The sequence below is a fragment of the Pseudomonas sp. Irchel 3E13 genome, from assembly GCF_900187455.1.
Lineage (GTDB): Bacteria > Pseudomonadota > Gammaproteobacteria > Pseudomonadales > Pseudomonadaceae > Aquipseudomonas.
Map to the genome: position 1 here is coordinate 125,266 of NZ_FYDX01000001.1, position 23,234 is coordinate 148,499.

19 protein-coding genes and 1 pseudogene are annotated in these 23,234 nt (G+C 65.7%); 6 read left to right on the forward strand and 14 right to left on the reverse strand.

Annotated features, from left to right (window positions below):
- The first annotated feature begins 3 nt into the window (after positions 1–3).
- Genes bcsZ through CKW37_RS00540 form a run of 6 tightly spaced genes read left to right on the forward strand, consistent with a single transcriptional unit; the run spans position 4 to position 9,132 of the window.
- Positions 4–1,224 carry a cellulose synthase complex periplasmic endoglucanase BcsZ gene (gene bcsZ, locus CKW37_RS00515; RefSeq protein ID WP_095153478.1) on the forward strand — a complete coding sequence of 407 codons (1,221 nt, stop codon included), beginning with the start codon at positions 4–6 and terminating at the stop codon, positions 1,222–1,224.
- The gene (locus CKW37_RS00520; RefSeq protein WP_095153479.1) at positions 1,200–5,201 is read left to right on the forward strand and encodes a cellulose biosynthesis protein BcsC; all 4,002 of its coding nucleotides are present in this window, start codon (positions 1,200–1,202) and stop codon (positions 5,199–5,201) included. The genes bcsZ and CKW37_RS00520 overlap by 25 nt, the downstream gene beginning before the upstream one ends.
- A 21-nt stretch (positions 5,202–5,222) precedes the next feature.
- On the forward strand, positions 5,223–5,882 hold the full coding sequence (locus CKW37_RS00525; protein ID WP_095153480.1) for an SGNH/GDSL hydrolase family protein: 660 nt from the start codon (positions 5,223–5,225) through the stop codon (positions 5,880–5,882).
- Positions 5,879–6,547, forward strand: a complete 669-nt coding sequence (locus tag CKW37_RS00530) for an alginate O-acetyltransferase AlgF (protein ID WP_095153481.1) — start codon at positions 5,879–5,881, stop codon at positions 6,545–6,547. Before CKW37_RS00525 ends, CKW37_RS00530 begins: the two co-directional genes overlap by 4 nt.
- An 18-nt stretch (positions 6,548–6,565) precedes the next feature.
- Positions 6,566–7,981, forward strand: a complete 1,416-nt coding sequence (locus CKW37_RS00535; RefSeq protein ID WP_095153482.1) for an MBOAT family protein — start codon at positions 6,566–6,568, stop codon at positions 7,979–7,981.
- Positions 7,981–9,132 (forward strand): cell division protein FtsQ, encoded by a 1,152-nt coding sequence (locus tag CKW37_RS00540; RefSeq protein WP_095153483.1) that lies wholly within the window; start codon positions 7,981–7,983, stop codon positions 9,130–9,132. The genes CKW37_RS00535 and CKW37_RS00540 overlap by 1 nt, the downstream gene beginning before the upstream one ends.
- A gap of 27 nt (positions 9,133–9,159) precedes the next feature.
- On the opposite strand, the gene CKW37_RS00545 is transcribed toward CKW37_RS00540, so the two are convergent.
- The 14 genes and pseudogenes from CKW37_RS00545 to CKW37_RS00610 form a co-directional block, all read right to left on the reverse strand.
- Positions 9,160–10,254, reverse strand: a complete 1,095-nt coding sequence (locus CKW37_RS00545) for a metal-dependent hydrolase (RefSeq protein WP_095153484.1) — start codon at positions 10,252–10,254, stop codon at positions 9,160–9,162.
- A 94-nt stretch (positions 10,255–10,348) separates the two neighbouring features.
- Positions 10,349–11,503 (reverse strand): glutathionylspermidine synthase family protein, encoded by a 1,155-nt coding sequence (locus CKW37_RS00550; RefSeq protein WP_095153485.1) that lies wholly within the window; start codon positions 11,501–11,503, stop codon positions 10,349–10,351.
- A 12-nt stretch (positions 11,504–11,515) separates the two neighbouring features.
- On the reverse strand, positions 11,516–12,316 hold the full coding sequence (locus CKW37_RS00555; protein ID WP_095153486.1) for a DUF1190 domain-containing protein: 801 nt from the start codon (positions 12,314–12,316) through the stop codon (positions 11,516–11,518).
- 17 nt (positions 12,317–12,333) lie between these two features.
- Positions 12,334–12,759: a DUF350 domain-containing protein gene (locus tag CKW37_RS00560; protein ID WP_095153487.1), complete on the reverse strand. Its 426-nt coding sequence runs from the start codon at positions 12,757–12,759 to the stop codon at positions 12,334–12,336.
- 12 nt (positions 12,760–12,771) lie between these two features.
- Positions 12,772–13,437, reverse strand: coding sequence for a DUF2491 family protein (locus tag CKW37_RS00565; RefSeq protein WP_095153488.1), 666 nt, complete (start codon positions 13,435–13,437; stop codon positions 12,772–12,774).
- A gap of 19 nt (positions 13,438–13,456) precedes the next feature.
- Positions 13,457–14,017: a rhomboid family intramembrane serine protease gene (locus CKW37_RS00570; protein ID WP_095153489.1), complete on the reverse strand. Its 561-nt coding sequence runs from the start codon at positions 14,015–14,017 to the stop codon at positions 13,457–13,459.
- 69 nt (positions 14,018–14,086) lie between these two features.
- Positions 14,087–14,794 carry a PspA/IM30 family protein gene (locus CKW37_RS00575; RefSeq protein ID WP_095153490.1) on the reverse strand — a complete coding sequence of 236 codons (708 nt, stop codon included), beginning with the start codon at positions 14,792–14,794 and terminating at the stop codon, positions 14,087–14,089.
- Positions 14,795–14,810: 16 nt separating this feature from the next.
- A pseudogene (locus tag CKW37_RS00580) lies at positions 14,811–14,994 on the reverse strand (DUF2170 family protein); the annotation flags it as partial.
- Between the two features lie 277 nt (positions 14,995–15,271).
- The gene (locus CKW37_RS00585) at positions 15,272–16,654 is read right to left on the reverse strand and encodes a DUF1329 domain-containing protein (protein ID WP_177454384.1); all 1,383 of its coding nucleotides are present in this window, start codon (positions 16,652–16,654) and stop codon (positions 15,272–15,274) included.
- A gap of 98 nt (positions 16,655–16,752) precedes the next feature.
- Positions 16,753–18,432 (reverse strand): class I adenylate-forming enzyme family protein, encoded by a 1,680-nt coding sequence (locus CKW37_RS00590; protein WP_095153492.1) that lies wholly within the window; start codon positions 18,430–18,432, stop codon positions 16,753–16,755.
- A gap of 18 nt (positions 18,433–18,450) precedes the next feature.
- Positions 18,451–19,605: an acyl-CoA dehydrogenase family protein gene (locus tag CKW37_RS00595; protein WP_095153493.1), complete on the reverse strand. Its 1,155-nt coding sequence runs from the start codon at positions 19,603–19,605 to the stop codon at positions 18,451–18,453.
- Positions 19,602–20,807, reverse strand: a complete 1,206-nt coding sequence (locus CKW37_RS00600; RefSeq protein WP_095153494.1) for an acyl-CoA dehydrogenase family protein — start codon at positions 20,805–20,807, stop codon at positions 19,602–19,604. Before CKW37_RS00600 ends, CKW37_RS00595 begins: the two co-directional genes overlap by 4 nt.
- Positions 20,808–20,863: 56 nt before the next feature.
- Positions 20,864–22,033: an acyl-CoA dehydrogenase family protein gene (locus tag CKW37_RS00605; protein ID WP_095153495.1), complete on the reverse strand. Its 1,170-nt coding sequence runs from the start codon at positions 22,031–22,033 to the stop codon at positions 20,864–20,866.
- Between the two features lie 10 nt (positions 22,034–22,043).
- A complete protein-coding gene (locus CKW37_RS00610) occupies positions 22,044–23,222 on the reverse strand; it encodes a lipid-transfer protein (RefSeq protein WP_095153496.1) in 1,179 nt (392 codons plus the stop codon).
- Between the last annotated feature and the right edge of the window lie 12 nt (positions 23,223–23,234).

Consider the following 23,234-nt stretch of genomic DNA (forward strand, 5'->3'; position numbering starts at 1 on the left):
TCCATGAACATTGTCAAATCTGCCAAACGGCGCGCGCCGCTGAAAACCCTGCTGGCCGCTGCCTTGAGCGCCTGGCTGCTACCCGGCGCAAGCCAGGCCGCGAGCCAGTGCGCCGTCTCCGAGTGGCCGCTGTGGCACAGCTTCACCCAGCACTTCATCCAGCCAGACGGCCGGGTGCTGGATGCCAGCACGCCGCAGTTGCACAGCTCTTCGGAGGGCCAGTCCTACGGCATGTTCTTCGCTCTGGTGGCCAACGATCGCGCCGCCTTCGACAAGCTCTGGGCCTGGGCCAAGAACAACCTTGCCGGCAGCGACATCGGCAATAACCTGCCCGGCTGGTGGTGGGGCAAGGATGAAAAGGGCCAGTGGCGCCTGCTGGACACCAACTCGGCCTCCGACGCCGATTTGTGGTTCGCCTACGCCCTGACCGAAGCCGCGCGGCTGTGGCAGGACGACAGCTACAGCAAGGAAGCCGCGCTGCTGCTGAACAACATCAAGACCAAGGAAGTGGCCGACCTGCCAGGCCTCGGCAAGATCATGCTGCCCGGCCCGCAAGGCTTCGCCAAACCCGACCACTTCTGGCACCTCAACCCCAGCTACCTGCCGGTGCCGGTGCTGCGGCGCATGGCCGGGGTCGATCCGCAAGGTCCGTGGAACGACATCGCCCGCAGCACCGCCACGTTGATGAAAGGCGCCGGGCAGCACGGCTTCGTCGCCGACTGGGTTGGCTACCGCGGCACCGGGCCGGGCAACGGCCTGTTCGTCATCGACCCGGTCAAGGGCGAAGTTGGCAGCTACGACGCCATCCGCGTCTACCTGTGGGCGGGCCTGACCCCCAACAGCGACCCCCTGTTCAAACCGATGCTCGACAGCCTCGGCGGCATGGCCCAGACCGTCGCGACCCAAGGCACGCCGCCGGAAAAAGTCCAGGTCAAAAGCAACACCACCAGCGGCGACGGGCCCTTCGGTTTCTCCGCCGCCCTGCTGCCCTACTTCAAGGCCCGCCAGCAACCCTGGCTGGAGCAACAGCAGCGCGCGCGCGTCGATACGCTGCTGGCCAAGAGCTTGACCCCGGAAGCGGTCCAGGCTCGACAACCCCCTTATTACGACGTGGTGCTCAGCCTGTTCGCCCTCGGCTACATGGACCAGCACTACCGCTTCCTCGCCGACGGGAAGCTGCAACCTCTCTGGGAGACTTCATGCGCTCGCGCCGCCAAACCATAGCCGTCGGCCTGCTCGCCGCCCTGATCCACAACAGTGGCCACGCCGAACTCAACGAGAACGGCAAGGCGCTGCTCGAACAGGGTCAGTACTGGCAAGCGCGCAAGGACCGGGCCCGGGCGTCCGAAGCCTGGCGCAAGCTGCTGCTGATCGATCCGCAACAGGCCGATGCCATCTACAACCTCGGCCTGCTGGAACTGGACGGCAATCGCCCGGACGGCGCCAAGCGCTACCTGGAGCAATTGAAAAAAGCCCATCCCGGCGAGCGCCAGGCGCTGCTGCTGGAACAGGAAATCAAGCTGCACGGCGACGACAACGCCGAGCGCCTGAACCAGGCGCGGGTACAGGTCGAGTCCGGTGAAGGCGACAAGGCCGTGGCGGGTTACCGCGAGCTGTTCGACGGCAGTGCTCCGCAGGGCGAACTGGCCCTGGAGTTCTACGGCACCCTCGGTTATACCGCCAACGGCTGGCAAGAAGCGCGTCAGGGTCTGGAACGCCTGCAACGCCAGGACCCCGACAATGGCCGGATCAAGCTGACCCTGGCCAAGCTGTTGCTGAGCAACGAAAGCACACGCGCCGAGGGCATTCGCCGACTGGCGTCGTACCGCAACGACCCGGCCATCGGCAGCCAGGCCGTGGAAGCCTGGCGCCAGGGCCTGTCCTGGCTCGGCGGCGGCAAGGCCGACATCGCGCTGTACGAGGATTACCTGAAGGCCTACCCGGACGACGAGGAAATCCGTGAACAGATGCGCACCGGCCTGCGCCAGGCGCAATCGACCTATCAGCAGAATCCCCATCTGCAGCGCGGTTTCAAGGCGCTGCAGGACGAAGACCTGAACGCTGCCGAGCAGTCTTTCCAGGCGCGCCTGCGTGAAGCCCCGCAAGATGCCGACGCCCTCGGCGGCCTCGGTCTGGTGCGCCAGCGCCAGGGCCGGCTGAACGACGCCGACGCCCTGCTGCGCCAGGCCATCAAGCAAGGCAACGCCAGCCGCTGGCAAAGCGCGCTGGTCGCCAACCGCTACTGGGTCTGGCTGGACGAAGCGGCCGAAGCCCGCGAAGCCGGCAATCCCCAAAAGGCTCGCGAGCTGCTGCAACGGGCCATCGCCGCCAACCCGCGAGAAGTCCAGGGCCACCTCAGCCTGGCCGACCTGCAGGCATCCCAGGGTCAGTTCGACAGCGCCGAAACCACCTATCGCCATGCCTTGAGCCTGGACGCCGCCCAGCCCGACGCGCTCGGCGGCCTGGTCAGCGTGCTGGCGCAGAACGGCAAGCTCAGTGAAGCCCAGCGCCTGATCGACAACCTCAGCGATGCCCAGCGTCAGCGCCTCGGCGACCTGCGCAAGCTGCGGGCGGCCATCGCCGTCGGCCAGGCCAAGGACGCCGAGCGCCACGGTGACCTGGAAGGCGCGCGCAAGTCCCTGGAAGACGCGGTGCGCAACGACCCGCAAAACCCCTGGACCCGCTCCGACCTGGCGAACATCTACCTGAAGACCGACGCGCCGAACAAAGCGCGGCAGATCATGGACGAGCTGGTCCAGGCCAATCCCAACAAACCCGAGGCCCTCTACGCGGGCGCGCTGTTCGCCAGCCGTCAGGAGCAGTGGTCGAAGGCCCGGCAATTGCTCGACCGCATTCCCGTCGGCCAACGCACTGCGCCCATGGCCAGCCTCGCCGAGGAAATCGACCTGCGCCTGCTCGCCAGCCAGGCCCAGTCCCTCGCCAAACAGGGCAAGCGCTCCCAGGCGCTGGGCTTGTTGCAGAGGGCGGAAAGCGGACTTCACGCCAGCCCCGAGCTGTACGCTGCACTGGCCTCGGCCTACATCGATATCGGCTACACCGACCGCGCGGTAAGCCTGCTGCGCAACGCCATCGCCCAAAGCAGCAAGCCGACCCCGGGCCTGCGCATCGCCTACGGCGGCGCCCTGCTCAAGGCCGGCAAGGACGTCGACGTCAGCGACATCCTGCGTGAAGTCCGCGGCGTGCCGCTCAAGCCCGCCGAACAGCGCAGCTACGACGACCTGCTGTTCCAGTACACCGTGCGCCAGGCCGACCTGCTGCGGGAAAAAGGCGACCTGGTCGCCGCCTACGACACCCTCGCCCCGGCCCTGGCTCAGCGCCCGGACGACGCCCAGGCCGTCTCGTCGCTGGCGCGCATGTACCTCGACAACCGCAACCCGCAGAAAGCCGTCGACCTGTATCGGCCACTGCTGGCCGCGCAGCCGGACAACGCCGATGTGCAGATGGGCGCCGCCCTGGCCTTCCAGCAAAACGGCCAGACCGCCCAGGCCGAAAAGGCCATCGAGCGCGGCCTGCAACTGGCCCCGGAAAACCCGCAAGTGCTGAGCACCGCCGCCGCGTGGTATCGCAGCCGCGGCAAGCTGGCCAAGGCCCAGGAGCTGTATGCCCAGGCACTGGCCCTGCAAGGGCCGAAGGATGAGCTGATCGACAACCCGTTCGGCCAGGCCATCGCCGCCAACCCCTTCGTCGGCCAGCCCGGCCAGCGCAAGGCGTCGCGCCTGGAAGACATGGCGTTCAACGAGATTCCCGAGCCGGCGCAGGTCCAGGCCAGGGCGCGCAAGGCCGCAAGTGTCGCCGCCGCGCCAGAGGACCGCGAGCCGTTCGACGAACCCGTGCTGGTCGCCAGCCGCGAGGTCGAACCCGGCCAGCGCCGCCGCGCGCTGCCGGTGGACGAGCCCGAGCGCGCGGTGGTCAACCCCGACCCGCGTGCCGCGATCGAAACCGAACTGGACAGCATCCGCGAGGCGCGCAGCCCGCAGATCAAGCAGGGCTTCACCGTGCGGACCAACAACGGTGAGTCGGGACTGAGCAAGATCACCGATATCGAAAACCCGCTGGAAATCAGTTTCCCGGTGGGTGATGACCGTATGGCCGTGCGCGTGACGCCGGTGTCGTTGAATGCGGGCGGGCTGGACGAGAATGACTCGGGCTACAGCCGCTTCGGCGGGTTCACCGCGGCCCAGGTCGAATCCATCCTCGCGCTGCCAACCCTCGATGACCAACTGACCGCGCTCGACAGCTTTGGCGACAGCGTTGGCTCACAAAAAGACACCGGCGTCGGCCTGGCCGTGGCCTATGAGATGCCGTCGCTGGGGATCAAGACCGATATCGGCACAAGCCCGATGGGCTTCCGGGAAACCAATGTCGTCGGTGGTATCAGCCTGGACCGGGCGTTCACGGAGAACAGCAACTTCCGCTACAACCTCAACCTGTCACGGCGCTCGGTGACCGATAGCCTGGTGTCGTTCGCCGGCGCACGGGACGCGCGTACCGGCGTGGAATGGGGTGGCGTCACCGCCAACGGCCTGCGGGCCCAGGCCAGTTATGACAACCAGCGCTTCGGTGCCTATACCTACACTGGCTGGCACAAGCTGACGGGTAACAACGTCGAGAACAACGAGCGCGTCGAACTGGGCAGCGGCATCTACTGGTACTTGCTCAACAACCAGGACTGGCGACTGACCGGCGGGCTCAGCCTGTCCGGCTCCACCTACGACAACAACCAGAGCTTCTTCACCTACGGCCACGGCGGTTACTTCAGCCCGCAGACCTTCTTCTCCATCGGTCTGCCGGTCAGTTGGGCACAACGCGGGCCGAACTGGAGCTATCAGATCCAGAGTTCGGTCGGCCTGCAGCACATCGAGCAGGAAAGCGCGCCGTACTTCCGTAAAGGTGGCGGCCAGGCCTACCTGGAAGCGGCCGCGGACATCGCCGACGCCCTGGGCACCACGATCAATACCCGCTACGAATCGCAGAACAAGACCGGCATCGGCTACTCGCTGGGCGCCAGCGGCGAATACCGCCTGGGCGACGGGTTCTTCTTCGGCGGCACCTTCGGCGTGGACAACGCCCGCGACTATCGACAATTCACCGGTGGCCTCTACCTGCGCTACCTGTTCGAGGACGGCGGCGGCGCCATGCCGCTGCCCGTCAACCCTTACCGTTCGCCTTATTCGAACTGAGCCAAAAAAGGAGTTAATGAAATGGCTGCTTCTCTTCTCGCTGGTCTGACGATCCTGATGATCGGCGACAGCCACCTGGCAACGCCGGACTATCTGATCAAAAGCCTGCACGACAACCTCGTGCAACAGGGCGCACAAGTGCACTCGCTGGGTGTCTGCGGCTCCAAGGCCGGCGACTGGACCAAAGTCACGCCGGGCGAATGCGGCGGCGCCGAGCGGCGCAACAAAGACAAGGCCGTGGTCCTTGGCAACAAGGCCACTACCCAGCCGATCAGCCAACTGATCGCCGCCGACAAGCCGGACCTGATCGTGGTGGTCATGGGCGACACCATGGCCGACTACACCAAGCCGGCCTTCCCCAAGACCTGGATCTGGCAACAGACCACCAGCCTGACCAAGGAAATCAAGAACGCCGGCACCAAGTGCGTCTGGGTCGGGCCGAACTGGGGCAGCGAAGGCGGCAAGTACGGCAAGACCTACGCCCGCGTCGAACTGACCTCGAAGTTCCTCGCCAGCAACGTCGCCCCGTGCGATTACATCGACTCGCTGAAGTTCTCCAAGCAAGGCCAGTGGGCCACCATCGACGGCCAGCACTTGACCAGCATGGGCTACATCAGCTGGAGCAAGGCCATCACCGACGCACTGCTGGCCAGCCCGGTGGTCAAGGACGTGAAGAAATGAGCCGCCTGACCGCACTGCTCGCCGCCCTGCCGCTGGCCCTCGCGGCCGGCGTCGCCAGCGCCGACGTCGCGCTGTACCCGACCGGGCCGAGCGAAGATTCGGCGTTCCTGCGCTTCGTCAACGTCGCCCCGGGCGTGCTGAAAATGGAAGCCAGCGGCTCCAAGGCCAGCCTCAACCTGGACGACAGCCAGAAAGTCTCGGCCTACCTGCCGGTGCCGGCCAACAAGGCGATCAAGGGCACCCTCAGCAACGGCGCGGTCAGTACCGCGCTGGACCTGCAGGTCGCGCCGGGCGAATTCGCCACGGTGTTCGCCTTCAACGACGGCGGCAAGATCAGCCAGCGCGTGGTGCGCGAGCAACCGGACGACTTCAACGCGTTGAAAGCCTCGCTGGCCTTCATCAGCCTTGACCCCGCGTGCCAGGCCCCCGGCCTGCGCCCGGCCGGTCGCAACGCCGACCTGTTCAAGGACGCCGCCGATGGCAGCGTGCAGCGCCGCTCGATCAACCCGGTGAAGCTGTCGGTGCAACTGGTCTGCGCCAACGCCAGCGTCGGCAATCCACTGGACCTGGGCGAACTGAAAGCCGGCGAGCGCTATAGCGTGATGCTGCTGCCGGGCGCCGAAGGCCCGCGCCTGCTGAACACCACCGACACGTTGTCCAACTGACAGGACGTCCGCTGCGCCATGGTTTTCGCCTCACTTGAGTTCCTCACCCTGTTCCTGCCGCTGTTCATGCTGGTCTATGCGCTCAGCCCGGCGCGCGGGCGCAACCTCGTGCTGCTGCTGGGAAGCTGGTTCTTCTATGGCTGGCTGAGCCCGCTGTTCCTGCTGCTGCATGTGGTGCTGACGGTGATCGCCTGGGCCGGCGGCCTGGCGGTGGACCGAAGCCGCGAGGACTCACTGGGGCGCCTGCGCCTGCTGGCGGCGCTGATCGTGTTCAACACCCTGGTGTTGTGCTGGTACAAGTACGCCAACATCCTCGCCGCGACCTACAACGAGCTGATCACCCACTACGGCGCGCTGCCGATGGAGTGGCAGCGCGTGGCATTGCCGGCGGGGCTGTCGTTCATCGTGCTGCAGGCCATTTCCTATCTGGTCGATGTGCACCGCCACACCGTGCCGGTGGAACGCAGCCTGGTGAACTTCGCCACCTACATCTCGATGTTCGGCCACTCCATCGCGGGCCCGATCATTCGCTATGACTGGGTGCGCCGTGAGCTGAACCAGCGCTACTTCAACTGGCAGAATTTTTCCCTCGGCGCGCGCCGGTTCATGATCGGCATGTGCATGAAAGTGCTGGTGGCCGACACCTTGTCGCCGCTGGTGGACGTGGCCTTCCACCTGGAAAACCCGTCGTTCCTCGATGCCTGGCTGGGCTGCCTGGCCTACTCGCTGCAACTGTTCTTCGACTTCGCCGGCTACAGCGCCATGGCCATCGGCCTGGGCCTGATGCTCGGTTTCCATTTCCCGGAAAACTTCAACCGGCCGTACCTCGCCAGCAGCATCCAGGACTTCTGGCGGCGCTGGCACCTGTCGCTGTCGAGTTGGCTGCGCGACTACCTCTACATCGCCCTCGGCGGTAACCGCTACGGCACCTGGAACACCTACCGCAACCTGTTCCTGACCATGGCCATCGCCGGCCTCTGGCACGGTGGCGATAGCTGGAACTACCTGCTCTGGGGCGCGGCCCACGGCGTGGCGCTGTGCGTCGACCGGGCCTGGAACCGCTCCAGCCTGCCGGCGATCCCGAAAGCGCTGTCGCACACCCTGACCCTGCTGTTCGTCTGTCTGGCCTGGACCCTGTTCCGCGCGCCGGACTTCGACACGGCATTGTCCATGTACGCCGGCCAGTTCGGCCTGCACGCCTTCGCCCTGGGTGAAGCGCTGGCCGCCACGGTGCGCCCGGTGCACGCCCTGGCGGCGGCGCTCGGCGTGTTCTGCGTGGTCGCGCCGCTGTACCAGGCGCGTCTCGAACAACGTTTCGGTCACAGCGCGCTGTACGCGGTGGTGGCTGCCCTCTGGCCCGTGGCCGGTTTCCTGCTGTCGTTCTCGTTGATCGCCAGCCGTGATGCCGTGCCCTTCCTGTACTTCCAGTTCTGATGACGACCAAGACGCCTCCGCCGAGTACGGCACCGACCCCGCCGAGCGAAATCGCCCTGCGCACCAGCCCGCTGGCGGGCGTCACCCTGGCCGCATTTCTCGCCGCCGGCCTGCTGTCCTGTGGCTGGCTGGTGGTCAGCGGCAAGCTCGAACTGCTGCCCGGCAAACCGCTGTCCAACGACGCGGTGCTGGAAGGCGAAATCACCCACCGCATCGCCAAGGAACTGGCCAAGGCACCGCTGCCGGAAAAGGCCGCGCAACTGGAGCGCGGCGGCAGTTGGCTGACGCTCGGCGACACCGGCCCGCGGGTGCGTGAAGGCTGCCCGCAGTGGCTGTTCATCAGCGACGAACTCAAAATCAACCGCCACCGCGATGACAACGCCCGGGCCAAGGCCGAGGCGGTAATCGCCCTGCGTGATCAGTTGAAACAGCGCGGGATCGAATTGCTGGTCAGCGTGGTGCCGGACAAGAGCCGGATCGCCGCCAGCCAGTTGTGCGGCCTGCCGCGACCGGCCAGCCTGGCGCCGCGAATTCGCGACTGGGCCGCCGCGCTGCAAAACGCCGGCGTCGCCGTCCTCGACCTCACCCCTGCCCTGCAACCACTGGGTGCCGAGGCCTTCCTGCGCCTCGACACGCACTGGAGCGAAGCCGGCGCCCGCGCCGCGGCCATCGCGGTCAGCCAGAAAATTGCCGCCATGGGCATCGAAGCGACGCCCAAGCGCACCTTCGCCGTCAGCCCGCAACCGGCCGCGCCGCGCCCCGGCGACCTGGTGCGCCTGGCCGGGCTGGACTGGCTGCCGGCGCACCTGCAGCCGCAGCAAGAACAGGTGGCGGCATCCGCCATCAACGAAGAGACCCCGGACGCCGACAACGCCGGGGACAGCCTCGACGACCTGTTCGGTGACGACAACCTGCCGAACCTGGCACTGATCGGCACCTCGTTCTCGCGCAACTCCAACTTCGCCGGATTCCTGCAGCAGGCGTTGTCGGCGCCGATCGGCAACTTCGCCAAGGACGGGGGTGAGTTTTCGGGTGCGGCCAAAGCGTACTTCGCCAGCCCGGCGTTTGCCCAGACCCCGCCGAAGCTGCTGGTCTGGGAAATACCGGAGCGGGACTTGCAAACGGTACTGGTCGGCGCCCCAAATCTGTAGGAGCGAGCTTGCTCGCGAACAGCGCCGCTACCCCGCACACCCCGCAGCCGGCGCCGGCCCGTCCAGGTACTCGCGCGTCCACTGTGCCAACGGCAACGGCGGTTGCTGCTCGACGATCCTGTGCAGGATCAACTTCAGCGCCTCGGGATTACGGATCGAATCGACCCCCGCCCCCGGCCACGAACCCGGCGTCTGCACCTGCCAGTTGCCTTGCCCGTCACACCCGGCCATGCGGAAGCGGAACGTGTAGTTACCGGGAATCCCCATGCGCAAATCACTGACCACCAGCGCATCGCCGACCACGTCGTAACGCAGCCAGTCCCCCGTGAACCAGCGCAGCCGCTCATGCAACGGCGAATCCTGCAACACCTTCGCCGCATCGAGGTTCAGCGGCTGGCGCTGCCACTCCGGCGGTTCGCTGTCGAACAGCCCGCTCACCCCTTCGTAGTAATGCCCGTCCGGGGTTTTCGCGATGACCCGCCACAGCAGCGTATTGAATGGCATCGGCACCGCGCGCAGTTGCGTGACTTCGATCTGCTGGGCCCGCAAGGCGGAGTGGAAACGTTGTTCGGCGATGTTCTTCGACAGCAGGCCGAAGCCCAGGTAAGCGGTGCTGAACAGCAACAGGCCGGTGAGCACCGCCCTGACACGGCCGGTCATGCCCTTTGCCACGGCGTAGATCACGCCCGCCAGCAATGGCAGGGTGTAGACCGGATCGATGATGAACACCGCGGCCCAGCTTTGCGGCGTCGGCTGGAACGGCCACAACAGTTGCGTGCCGTAGACGGTGAAGGCATCCAGCAACGGGTGGGTGACCAGCACCAGCCAGTACGCGAGAAACACCCGCGGCCCGCTGTAGCCCGCGTCGGGGCGTCGCCTGCGTACCACCAGCATAGTGAGCCAGGTCAGCAACAGCGCCAGCCCGGTGAGCACGAAGAGTGAATGAGAAAAACCGCGATGGAACGTCATCTTCGACACCGGGTCGGCGTAGCGGATGGCCACGTCCAGATCCGGCAGCGTCGCGAGCATCGCGCCATACAGCAGGGAGCGGCGGCCCTGCACCTTGCCGAGCACAGTGCCCTGAAGCGCTGCGCCCAAAACGGCCTGGGTCAATGAGTCCAACGGCGTCCCCTTCCGATTACGAAAGCGTCGATGCTAGCGCAGTGGGCTGCAGGAAAACACCATGCCGTGAACAACCCGCGATGAGGACATCCGACTAATTCATCACCACATGCGGCAAAAACCGGCTCGTATCCTTGGTGATCAAACTGTCGTCCTCACGAATCCCGATTCCCGACGCCACATCCCCGATCACCCACGACCCCAGCAGCGTATAGCTGTCACCAAACCGTGGCAGCGGCGCGAATTCCTGGAGGATGAACGGCGCATCGGTATACGGCCCGTCCTCGGCAACGAACTCACCCTCGCGGGTGCGCAATTCGATATTGGCGCCTTCGCGGGAAAAATACGGCTTGCGCACCCAGCCGGCAGGCACCGGCCGTTGCGGTTCGCGATCAACGAAGGCTGGCAGCAGATTCGGGTGTCCCTCATGGAGCTCCCAGAGCAAGGCGAGGATGCCCTTGTTGCTGATGATGGACTTCCACGCCGGCTCGACGAACTGGGTATCGCAGCCCGGCACCGCCTTGCCGAATGCCTCGTGGAAGATGTGCTCCCAGGCATGCAGCTTGAACAAGCGCTGAATCCACTGGCCGTCGAGGTCGACAAAGCGACCGTCGCGCAGGCCGATGTCCTCGATATCGATATGCCGCGCATCGATGCCGGCATGCGCCGCCATCTTGCGCAGGAAATCAGTGGTGCCGCGGTCTTCCACCGAGCCGGACATCGCCGAGAAGTGAAACGGCCCTTGCGTGGGGAACGCGGAGAACGCCTGCACCAGGTCTTCGGCAATGGTGTTGAACTGCGTCGCCGACGCCGGCAACACACCCGCGGCGATCTGGCTTTCCAGCCAGAGCAACTGCACCGAACCCGCTTCCAGCAGGCTGGTCGGCGTGTCGTAGTTGGCTTCGATGCACTTGGCCGGGCCGCTGCCGTCGTAGCTGAAATCGAAACGGCCGTAAAGGTGCGGATGCCCTTCGCGCCAAGAGTCGCGGACCAGATCGAAGAACGCCGGCGGGATCGCGAGGCGGGTCAGCAGTTCCTCGCTGTGCACCACCCGCTCCACCGCGTCCATGCACAGTTCGTGCACGGCCTTGGTCGGCGCCTCGATGTCGCGGCTGATCTGCGCTTCGCTGAACAGGTAGTAGCCGCGTTCATCCCAGTAGCGTTCGCCGTCGATGGTGTGAAAGTCGAAGCCTTCGGCCTCGACGGTCCGACGCCAGTCCGGGCGCTCTTCGATGCTGATCTTTTTCACCGTCGGGCTCCCTCAACCACCAAAGCTGTAGCCGGACGAGCGTTTGCCGCTCCAGCCGCTGCGGGCCGTGGCCTGCTGGCCGAAACCGCCGCGGGAGATGGTCGAGCCGACGTTGGAGTTGTAGCTGGAAGAACTGGCGGAACGGCTGTTCGAGGTGCCGAGGCTGCGGCCCAGGGTCGAGCCGCTGTAGCCACCGCCAGAACCGTTGTCGTCGCGGCGGGCCTGGGTCGAGCGGCTGAAGGTTTTGCCCTGCTCGATCTGCTTCGACAAGGTCGAGGTCTGATAGGCGCCGCGGCTATCGCGGCTCTGGTAGACCGGCTGCGACTGGTAGCGTGGCGCGCTGCGGTTGCTCATCGCCTGGCCGATCAACATACCGGCCAGCGCACCGGTGGCCGCCGCGGCGACACCGTTGCCGATACCGCTGCCGCCCGACTGCGCGGCCTGTTGCTGGGCCTGCTGTTGCACCTGCTCCATCTGATCCTTGGGCATATCACCGCTCATGGCCAGCTCGAAACCGGCCAGTTGCGGCATGTATTTGCCGTCGGAAGTAGGCTGGCAATAGCCCTCGATGAAGTCGGCATCACAGGCAGCTTGATCGTCGTAGGTCGGCGCGACCTGGCGGTGATCGACCATCGCCTGGATATAGGCGTCGGAGCAGACGTCCGCCGGGAAGCTGGCGTCGACACAGGCCTGGACGTTCTTGAAGTTGCTTTTCAGCGAGTAGGTGACGGTCTGCTCGGGGTCGCTGCAGCCACTGATCGCCAGGGGCAGCGCGCTGGCCAGCAGCAGTTTTGCGGAACTACGGGCTCTCATGGGCTTCTCCTTGGGGTTCAGGCTGCTGGGGTCATGCAGGCCGAGTTGAGGAAGCCGACGCTGATGGCGACGGACGCTGCGTAGATCGCCGCGGCCAGTTCACCACGGGCAATCCGCGCCGCCAGGCCCTTGAGCACCAGGCCGGTGCCGACGAAGGCCAGCAGTTGCACGACCGCAGCGATCAGCACCCAGACCACGAAGTCCACCACGCTGACGCTGTAGGAAATGATATTGCTGGCCGGCAGGGCGAAACCGATCAGCGAGCCACCCAGGGCAATCGCCGCCGCCGGGTTGTTCTCGCGGATCAGCTCGAACTCCTTGTGCGGGGTGATCCGGGTGTAGAGGAACTGGAACAGCGCGAACAGCGCCACGGCGACGACGATATAAAGAACGAATCCGAATACGGCGGTCGCGTTGAGCGACATACGGAGTGCTTCAAGCATGGTGCTTCCTTGTCAGATGACGGTGATATCGGTGAGTTGCAGGGTGACGCCGATGGCGGACGACAGGGCGATGTTGCCCTCCTCGTCTTCCTCGACGGAAAACAGCAGGAATTCGCGGCGGTTGGTCAGTTCGAGGTCACGGGCGTAGAGCATGCAGTGATGACGGACCTGATAGCTGGCCTCGGGGTTGCTGACCCGCTCAAGCATCGGCACCAGCTCGGTCTGGCCGTCTTCCGAGCCCCACTGGCGCTGGTACTCGACGCCGTCCAGTTCGAAGAACGGCAGGCCGACCTTCGAATCCGGGCCGGTCAGGCGCAGCAGTTCGTCACGGCTGGCGATGGTGGTGACCTGGTGATAGCCGAACAGGATGATGTCTTCGATGTCATCGGCGCCATTGCCGCGCATCACCACCTGCAGGAAGTAGTCTTCGTTATCCAGGTAGAAGCGCTCGAGGCGCGTGCCCTGGCCGAGATCGACAGTGCCGGTGGCCCAGACCTTCTCGTCCTCCGGGACAACGACGCTGGAAGCGTCCGCCAGCAACAGCGCGAGTTTCGAATCCAGGCAAAGCATACGCCCGGATGCCAGGCCCAGCGGAGCCTGGGGCCCCATCGCCGGGCGGCCGTCCGCTTTCGCGGGCAGCGGAGCCTGCATCCCCAGCAGGCGTTTTATCCAACTCATTCAATGGTCCTTTATTACGTCAGTTCGTGCCGTGTGCCAGCAGTCTTTTCGAATGCATCAGCCAACTGGCGAAGATGCCGGCGAATGCCCCGGCGAGGTGCGACTCAAGCGACACCCCGCGCGCCGGCAGCAAGCCGAACACCAGCCCGCCATACACCACCAGCACCCCCAGCGCGACCAACACGCTCGCCAGGCTGCGCTGATACCAGGCGCGGGCCAGCAGATAGCTCCACAAACCGAAGATCACCCCGCTGGCGCCGACATGCACGCTGGTACGTCCCAGCGCCCAGACCAGCACGCCACCGATCACGGCGATCAACAACGCCACCCGGATAAAGCGCGACAGCCCTTCGCTCAACACCAGCCAGCTCAGCACCATGAATGGCAGGAGATTGCTCAACAGGTGCGCAAGGGAGCCATGCAGGAACGGCGCAAACGCCACGCCCACCAGTCCGTGCAGGGTTCTCGGAACAATGCCGAACTGCACCAGGGCGTAGCCGCTCAGCCAGTTGAGCACTTGCACAACCACCAGCAACGCGCCCAGGCCGAGCACGACGCGCAGCCGATTACCGAATGCCATGGGTCACCTTAGAATCCAGGCCATGAAAAAAGGGCAGGCGGATCACTCCGCATGCCCTCGCGTGCACTGTCACTCGACGGTGGCGCTACCTTGCTGCCTGGCTTTCAAGCGCGCCAGCACATCACTTGCACCGCCAGTCTTGGCGCCGATGCCGGCGTCCTGGAGACGACGCTCCAGATCATCGCCACTGGACACTTCGGCCAGTTCGCGGGCGGCGTCCAGCTTGGCGTCCTGCTCGTCCTGGCGCTGCTTGATCCGCGCCAGCGAGTTGACCGCGGTTTCCACCTTGCCGTTGGCACCGCCGGTGGCGCTGGCGGTTGCGATACGGGCTTGCTGCACGGTCTCGCGGGCCTTGGCCATTTCGGTTTGCTGGCGGATGCCCTTGAGGCGGCTTTCGGCTTCGATGATCTGCGCTTGCAGCAGGTCGACCTGACGGCCGAACTGGCTGGCCATCTCGCGTTCCTGAACCAGTTGCGCCTCGACTTCGGCGACGCGGCCGGCGCATTCGGTGGCCAGGCCTTCCTGATCCGCGTTCAGCGCGGCAATGGCCTTGCCTTCCCAACTGGCGACATCGCCTTCGAGGCCGGCGATACGTTGCAGAGCCAGCTTGTGCTTGGCCTTGATCTCGATCAGGCCGTTGCGCGCCTTGACCAGCGCCGCGTCGGCGTCGCGCTGTTCCTGTTCGAGGATACGAATGGCGTTGGCGTCGATGATCGCTTCACCAACTTCCGAGGCGCCGCCACGCAGGGCGGTCACCAGTTTTTTCCACATGCTCATGGACGAACCCTTGTACTCAAACGTCAAAATGGTCTTCGAAGGCTTCAACCGCGTGAATCACGTTGTCGGCCAGGGGGGATTTCCTGCTCGACCACCGTCAGCGCAGACGCGGCGCTCAGCGCGCCGAACATGCAGTACACGTCGGTGCCGTCGGCGAGGGTCTCGATATTGATCGACTCTCGAAAGAGCGATGTCGCGCGTGTCAAGGGTGCGGGTTTCCCGCTACCCAAGGCTTCTCTACTGTGATGCGCGCGAATCCTGCCTGCGCAGGTGCGCGACGGTACAGGTGAATTTTTTAACAAGCAATTTCTTTGGGGGTTGGGTGGGGTTAGTGCATGTCGGAAGTTTTCCAGTGCCGGTTAGATCGAGCGCTGATAAAGCTGTCGACTAGCGCCTAGTCGCCCCTCAGTAAAACCCAAAAAAAAGCCCCGCCAATTCCCGGCAGGGCTCAAAAACAACACTCAACAGCAGATCAAATCACCGCCCAATCGCCCGCGCCGCATCAGCGGTGTACATATCCGGGCTGTACTTGCCTTCGTTGAGAATCGGGCCCTTCTTCGCTTCGTTGGTCATCCCGTAGCCGGTGTACTGCCCGGAGTTCAGGTCCATGAAGAACTGCGAGCCGGCCTGCCAGCCGCTCATGTCGGGGTGGTAGTAGTAGTTGATCATGGCGTGCTTCCACAGTTGCCCGCGGGCATCGAAGTTGTCGGCCATCACGGCGTTCCAGGTGTCTTCGTCGATAAACAGCACGCGCTTGCCATAGACGTGACGGAAGCCCTCCTTCAGGTCCGCTTCCACCACCCAGACCCGGCGCAGTTCATAGCGCATGACATCCGGGTTGGGGTGGTTGGGGGTGAGGATGTCGCTGTATTTGTAGCTCGCCGAGTTGGCCTTGAAGGCGTTGGCCGGGCTGTAGATTTCGCGCTTGCCCAACAATTTCCAGGTGTAGCGTTCGGGCGCGCCGTTGAACAGGCGGTCTTCGTCCACGGTCATGGTGCCGTTGGTGCCGATCATCGGCTGGTCGTAGCCGTAGCCGGGCATCTGCCGCACGCGCCGGGTCGACGGGCTGTAAGACCAGGCCTGGCGCGACGAGGTGACGAAGTTGTAGGGCTCGTGGGCGATGCTGATCACGCCGTTGTCGCGGGCCGGTTTGAGGGTGGTGTTGTAGCTCATGGCCTGGACGCCGTCCTCGGTCTTCGGCTCCACGGTCGGCGAGTTGGCCTGCGACAGGTTGCGGGCGTGGGCCCGGCCCCAGCCGATGCTGCCGTTGGGCAGGACCGAGGCGAGGTCGGAGATTTTTTCCTCGGTGTAGGCCCGGGCCGGAAGCTGGTGGTTCCACAGCACTTCCATGCCGTTCTTCGGAATCGGGAACGGCACCTGACCAAGGCCCTCGATGCCCAGGCCGTCGTTCACCAGCTTGGCGTTGAGGGCGTTGGACATGGCGCGCTTGCACACGTAGTCCGGGTAGCGGAAATCGCGGTGGCCGGGGTAGATGTTCATCTTGTAGGTGGTCGGGTATTTCTTCAGCAGCGCCTTCTGCCCCTCGGTCAGGTGCGACTCGTACTGGCTCATGTTGGCCGCGGTGATCACCAGGATCGGCTTTTCATCGGCGTAGGGATCGACCGGCTGGTCGCCGGAGAATTTCACGTGGTTCCAGCCCGGCACTTCGCCCAGGTACTTGCCGGTGTAGGGCGGGATGGTGCCTTCGGCGTTGCCGGCCACTTCGCCGCCAACACAGTTCAGGTCCTTGCCCAGGCGGGCAGCCTCGTCGGGCGATACAGCGGCGCATGCGCCAGCAATAGCCAAGCAGTTGGCAGTGAGAGCGACCGCGAGCATGACACCTGTTCTTGTTGTTTTCATGTATTGCCTCCTTCGCTGATAAGCCTTTCGGATGTGCTTCATTGTTGGTTTTCCGGGGTAGGAAACATCGTCCGGAAAGACTAAGAAATTGCGGTTTATCAACCAGAAATCCGCTGCTTCAACTCCGCCTTGAGCACCTTCCCGGTCGCATTCCTCGGCAGTGCCTCCGTTACCCGGTACACATGCGCTGGCACCTTGTACCCGGCCAGCCGCGCGGCGATGAACAACTGGGCGTCCTGGACCGAAGGCAGGCGCGCGCCCTGGATGACCAGTGCCACCGCCTCCCCCAGCAACGGGTCCGGCACGGCAAACACCGCCGCGTCCTCGACGCCCGGCATCTCGCTGATGCACGCTTCGATTTCCGCCGCCGAGATTTTCTCGCCGCCGCGATTGATCAATTCCTTGACCCGTCCGCTGATGCAGAGAAAGCCTTCGTCGTCGAGGTAGCCAATATCGCCGGTGTTCAGCCAGCCGTCGCAGAGGGTCTCGGCACTGGCCACGGGCTGGTTCCAATAGCCGCTCATCAGGGTCGGCGAGCGCAGCCAGATCAGTCCGGGCTGGCCGTCGGGCACGGGGTGTGCCGGGTGGTCGCCGATGCGCACGTCGACGATCGGCAGCGGCCAGCCGCAACTCGCCGGTTTGTAGAGGAACGGATCGCCGCCGATCGCGGCGCCGATGCCGTTGCTTTCGGTCAGGCCGTAGCCGCTGCCGCCGATGACATCGGGCTTGCGCCGGGCCATGTCGCCGAGCAGCCCGGCGGACGACGCGCCGCCGCCCAGGCCGAGGCCGAACAGGCTGGCGGTGTCGGCACCGCCGAAGCGCGGCGAGGCCAGCAGTTGCTGCATCATCACCGGCGCGCCGTTGAACTGGGTGCAACGCTCGTCACGGATCAGGTCGATGGCCCGCTCGACGTCCCACTTGTACATCAACACCAGGCGCCGGCCGCCGCGCAGCGCCGAGAGAAACTGCGCATGCAGGCCGCTGACATGGAACAGCGGCACCGCCATCAGCGAGGTCGGCGCAAAGCCGCTGTCGATCACCCGGGCGATTCGTTGCGGTGAGCTGAGGGCGCAAAAGGCGCTCTGGAAATCCAGCGCCGCCAGCGCCTGACACACCGCGCGGTGGCTGGACAGCGCGCCTTTGGCCCGGCTGGTGGTGCCGGAGGTGTAGAGGATCATCGCCGGCGCGTGCGGCTCGACCGGCACCGCCGGCACCACCAATGCCTCGGCGGCCAGCAGGTCTTCGTAGCGGAAGCAGTAATCGGGCAGCCCCGCCGCAGATGCCAGGCCGACCACGAGGGTGGTCCGCTGCCGCGCCGTGAGGTCATCGCGCAGCAGCGCCAGGCGTGGCTCGTCGCACAGCAACAAGCCGGCGCCGCTGTCTTCCAGGCCATGCAGCAATTCATCGCGCAGGCCCCAACTGTTGAGCGGCACGCACACCGCGCCGCAACGCTGGATCGCGGCAAAGGCCACCAGCCAGGCCGGCTGGTTGCGCATGGCGATCGCCACGCGCTCGCCGGGTTGCAGGCCGAAGCGGGCAATCAACTGCCCGGCCAGGCGATCGACCTGATCGAAGAAACCGGCGAAGCTCAGGCGCTGGTCTTGCCAGACCAGGAACTCGCGCTCGCCATGCACCCGCCCGGCGTCGATCACCTCCTGCAGGGTCCGCGCCGCGTGACGGAAGTAACGCGGCGCGCCGTCCGCCGGGGTCACCACTTCAAACGGCGCGCCTGCGGCAGTCAACTGCTCCCACGCCGTGCGCCACTGTTCAATGCTCATGTGTCGTTCTCCTGAACGTCAGGCGCGGGCCGGGTCGAGGGCCCAGTAGCGCTCGCAATGGAAATCCCGGTCGCCGAGGCAGGCCTGGGCCACCCGTACCCGCTTGAGGTACAGGCCGACGTCCAGTTCGTCGGTGACGCCGATGCCGCCGTGCATCTGCACCGCCTCGTTGGCGACCTTGAGTGCGGTGTCGCCGGCCTTCCATTTCGCCAGGCTGACCAGGCGACCACGGGCGGCGGCGTCGAGGTTGTCGTCGTCCAGCGCCGAAAGCCCGGCCATCACCGCGCTGCGGGCCAGGGCCAGATCGACATAGAGCCGCGCCGCGCGATGCTGCAGGGCCTGGAACGAACCGATAGGCGCGTCGAACTGCACCCGCGTCTTGAGGTAATCGAGGGTGGTGTGGAACAGGTGCTCGGCGATGCCCAGCAGTTCCGCCGCCAGGCAGGCGCGGCCACGGTCGAGGACCGCGTCGAGCAGTGCCCAGCCCTGCCCCGCTTCGCCGAGCAACGCCGCGCGGCCGACCCGCACTTGCTGCAATTGCAGGCGAGCGCTGTTGCGCGCGTCGATCAGCGGCAAGGCGCTGCAGATCAGCCCCGGGGTGTCGGCCGGCAGCAGGAACAGGCTGATGCCCGCCGCCTGCCCGGCGTTGCCCGAGGTGCGCGCGGCGACGATAAAGGCATCGGCGCCGTTGCCGTCCACCACCCAGTATTTGTCGCCGTCCAGGCAATAGCCGTCGCCTTCGGCCACGGCGCTCAGGCAGGTGTCCAGCGGCTTGTGCCGGGCGCGCTCATCCACCGCCAGCGCCAGACGCAAACCGCCGGCGATCAGCCCCGGCAACCAGCGCTGCTGTTGCTCGGCGTTACCGGCCAGGTGCAGCAGCGAACCGCCGAGGACCACGCTGGACAGCAATGGCGTCGCCGACAAGTTGTGACCGATGGACTCGAACACCGGCCCCAGGCCCATGCAGCCGAATGCCAGGCCGCCGAGGTCTTCGGGGAAGGGAATCGCGCTCCAGCCCAGGTTGACCGCGTCCTGCCACAGTTGCGCATCGAAGCCCTGCCCCGTGCCTTCGTCGCGCATGCGGCGCTGGGCGGCTACCGGGCTGCGCGCGGCGAGGAAGTCGCGGGCGCTGTCAGCGAGCAGGCGCTGTTCTTCGCTGTAACGCAGGTTCATGCCGTCGCTCCTTTTTTCGCGTCAGGCAGGCCAAGCACGCGCTTGGCGATGACATTGAGCTGGATTTCCGAGGCGCCCCCGGAGATGGTCAGGGCGTAGCTGTTGAGCCAGCCGCGGGTCACCGCCAACTGGCGCTCGTCGAAGGCCTCGCTTTGCCAGCCGAGGGCGTGGCCGCCGAGGATGTCGAGCAGCACTTCGAACTTGTCGCGCTCCTGCTCGGTGTGGACCAGCTTCATGATCGCCATCAGGCCGCTGATGTCGTCGCCGCCCCGCGCTTCCTCGGCCATCCGTTGCACGGTCAGGTTGTAGGCCTGTTCGTTCATCGCGCAGGCCACGGCACGCGCCTGCAAGGCCAGTTCACCCTGGTTCTCGGGCTGCGGCAGGTACTCGCGGACCAGCGCCGGCAGGTCGAAATGCGACGGCAGGCTGATCTCGCCGAATTTCGACATGGCCTTGCGTTCGTGCTGCAACAGGTACTTGCCGAGGTTCCAGCCACCGTCCAGCGGGCCGATCAACTGGCTTTTCGGCACCTTGACGCCATCGAAAAACACCTGGCAGAACGCCGATTTGCCGCTGATCAGGTCGATCGGCACGGCGTTCACCCCGGCGCTGCGCATGTCCAGCACGATCAGGCTGATGCCTTCGTGCTTGGGCTTACTGGTGTTGGTACGAACCAGCGCGTACATCCAGTCGGACTTGTCGCCGTAGGACGTCCAGATCTTGCTGCCGTCCACCACGAAATGGTCGCCGGCGTCGCGCGCGGCCATCTTCAGGCCGGCCAGGTCGGAGCCGGCATTCGGCTCGGAGAAGCCCTGGCACCAGCGGGTTTCGCCGCGGGCCATGGGCGGCAGCAGGCTGCGCTTCTGTTCGTCGCTGCCGTAGGCCAGCAGCACCGGGCCGAGCATCCAGATGCCCAGGTTGATCTGCGGCGGCCGGCACTTGAGGCGGCGCATCTCGCTTTCCAGCACCGCCAGTTGCTCCGGGTTCAGCCCGGCGCCGCCGTATTCCTCGGGCCATTCCGGGCAGAACCAGCGCTTGTCGCGCATCCGTTCAAACCACAGTCGCGCGTCTTCGCTGGGAAACTGCGGCTCGCGGGCGCCCCAGACCACGTCGCCTTCGCCCATGGCGGTGCGCATCGACGGCGGACAGTTGGCCTCCAGCCAGGCGCGGGTTTCATGCCTGAATTGCTCAATCGTGCTCATGACTTGACCCTCGCCCCGGGCCTGACCCGGGGCTGGTTATTGTTGTTGTGGTTGACTCAGCGCTGGGTGCGCGGCATGCCCAGGCCGAACTGGGCGATCAGTTCGCGCTGGATTTCATTGGTGCCGCCGCCGAAGGTCAGGGTGACCGAAGCGCGCAGCTCGTATTCCAGCTCGCCGTGCAAGGCCGCGGCAGCCGAGCCGGAACGCAACGAACCATTGGCGCCGATCACCGCGGACAACCGGCGCAGGATCTCGATGGCCGATTCCGAGCCGTAGACCTTGGTGGTCGAGCTCAGCGCCACGTCCATGCGCTCGTGCTCCAGGTTGGCGGCGATCCGCAGGTTGATCAGGCGCATGGCTTCCAGCCGCGCATAACATTCGGCCAGCGAGCTGCGCACCCAGGCCTTGTCCATCGCCCGGCGGCCCTGCTCGTCACGGGCCCTGGCCCACAGGTAAATGCGGCGGAACAGCCCGGCAACCTTGTCCGACCACGACCCCAGGCCCAGCCGTTCATGGTTGAGCTGCGCGGTGATCAGTTTCCAGCCGCCGTTCAGCTCGCCCACCAGCATGTCCTTCGCCACCCGCACGTTGTCGTAGTAGGTGGCCGCCGTGGGGTTGCTGGTGGTCGGGATCACCGTGCTGGAAAAGCCCGGCAGCGTGGTGTCGAGGATCAGGATCGAGACGCCCTTGTGCCGCGCCAGGTTCGGGTCGGTGCGCGCCGCCAGCCAGATGAAATCGGCGGATTCGGCGCCGGAGGTCCACAGCTTGTTGCCGTTGACCACGAAGCTGTCGCCGTCGAGCCGGGCGCTGGTCTTCAGCACCGCCAGGTCGCTGCCGGCATCCGGCTCGGAATAGCCGATGGCGAACATGATTTCACCGGCGGCGATGCCGGGCAGGAAGCGCTCCTTCTGCAGCGCGCTGCCATGTTCCATCAGCGCCGGGCCGACGGTGCTGATGGTCACGAACGGCAATGGCGCGCCGGCGATATTCGCCTCTTCGAAGAAGATCAACTGCTCGGTGGCGGCGTAGCCCTGGCCGCCATGGGCCTTGGGCCAGCCCACCGCCAGCCAGCCGTCGCGGCCCATCTGGCGGATGGTCTGGCGAAACAGCTCGCCGCCCTCCTTGCCGCGCAGTTGCTCACGCAGCTCGGGGGTCATCAGGGCCTGGAAGTAGTCGCGCACCGTGCGGCGCAGGGCGTGTTGTTCGGGGGTGAGGTCGACGAACATGGACTGCTCCTTAGGCCGCGCCGAGAATCAGGCCGCTGGTGGGGACGCCGGTGCCGGCGGTGACCAGCACGTTCTCGACGTCCGCCACCTGGTTCACCGCCGTGCCACGCACCTGGCGCACCGCTTCGGCGACGCCGTTCATGCCGTGGATATAGGCCTCGCCCAGTTGCCCGCCGTGGGTGTTGATCGGCAGCTTGCCGCCACGGGCGTGGTGGCCGGCGCGGATGAATTCCTTGGCTTCGCCACGCGGGGCGAAACCGAATTCTTCCAGTTGCGGCAGCACGAACGGGGTGAAGTGGTCGTAGATCACCGCGGTCTGGATCGCGTCCGGGCCGAGGCCGGACTGGCGATACAGCTCGCGGGCGACCACGCCCATCTCCGGCAGGCCGGTGATGTCGTCGCGGTAGAACGAGGTCATGATTTGCTGGCCGCTGCTGATGCCCTGGGAGCCGGCCTTGATGGTCACCGGTTTCTGCCGCAGGTCACGGGCGCGCTCGGCCGACGTGATGACCAGGGCCACCGCGCCGTCGGACTCCTGGCAGCAGTCCAGCAGGTGCAGCGGCTCGCAGATCCAGCGCGAGGCCTGGTGTTCTTCGAGGGTGATCGGCTTGTTGTAGAAGAACGCGTTGGGGTTGGTCGCGGCGAAATCGCGCACCGCCACCGCGACCCGGCCGAAGTCCTCGGAGGTGGCGCCATAGGTGTGCATGTAGCGCTGGGCGAACATGCCGACCCAGGCTGCCGGGGTGTGGAAGCCGTGGGGCATGTACCAGCCGTAATTGACGTTCTCGAAGATCGGCGTCGAGGCGAAGCCGTAGCTGCCACTGCCGAAGCGGTACCAGGAACGTTCGTTCATTGCCCGGTAAACCACCACCACCTTGGCCACGCCGGTGGCCACGGCCATCGCCGCGTGGAGGATCGGCGCGCAGGCGGCGCCGCCGCCATGGGGCACCTGGGAGAAGAACTTGACGTCCTTGCAGCCCAGCAGCCGGGCGATCTCGTACTCCGGCACCTTGTCCACCGAGTAGGAGCTGAAGCCCTCCACTTCCGATGGATCGATGCCGGCGTCTTGCAGCGCCGCGAGGGTGGCTTCCATGGCCAGGCGCAGTTCGGTGCGCCCGGAATTCTTGGAAAACTCGGTCGCGCCCAGTCCGACAATGGCGGCGCGCCCGGAAATCGACGATTGCGTCATGACAGTGTCTCC